1 protein-coding gene is annotated in these 273 nt (G+C 60.4%); it reads right to left on the bottom strand.

What is annotated here, in order from left to right:
• Window positions 1-107 precede the first annotated feature (107 nt).
• Window positions 108-230: a hypothetical protein gene (locus tag ABG80_RS23710; protein ID WP_268760932.1), complete on the bottom strand. Its 123-nt coding sequence runs from the start codon at window positions 228-230 to the stop codon at window positions 108-110.
• Window positions 231-273: the final 43 nt, after the last annotated feature.

The following is a 273-nucleotide window of genomic DNA, read 5'->3' as shown; positions in this document are numbered from 1 at the left end:
GGTGATCTGGTGCCAATCCCGCGACAAGCGCTCCTGGCTGGGCTCGACCTCGGCCAAGGCGATCATGTGCAGGTGCGGGTGCCACTGGCCCGAGTTGTCTCCCCGCTTCACTTCGTATGACCAAACAGCGCCCACACCACCATCGAGCACAGAGCCGCGACCACGTTGCCGGCGTTTCCATAGCTCGCGCTGGGCTCTATGAAGGTGCTTAAAGCGTTCAGCCAGGTCATCACCGTTCTTCACCGTCAAAGTCACCAAAAAAGGCCTCAGAGC

The organism is Aquabacterium parvum, from assembly GCF_001447195.1.
Lineage (GTDB): Bacteria > Pseudomonadota > Gammaproteobacteria > Burkholderiales > Burkholderiaceae_C > Aquabacterium > Aquabacterium parvum.
The sequence above is the reverse complement of the archived record's forward strand: the minus strand, read 5'-3'. Positions and strand labels throughout refer to the sequence as shown.

Excerpts from the sequence above, each read along its gene's own strand:
- ABG80_RS23710 (WP_268760932.1), bottom strand. The coding sequence starts at position 230 with ATGACCTGGCTGAACGCTTTAAGCACCTTCATAGAGCCCAGCGCGAGC.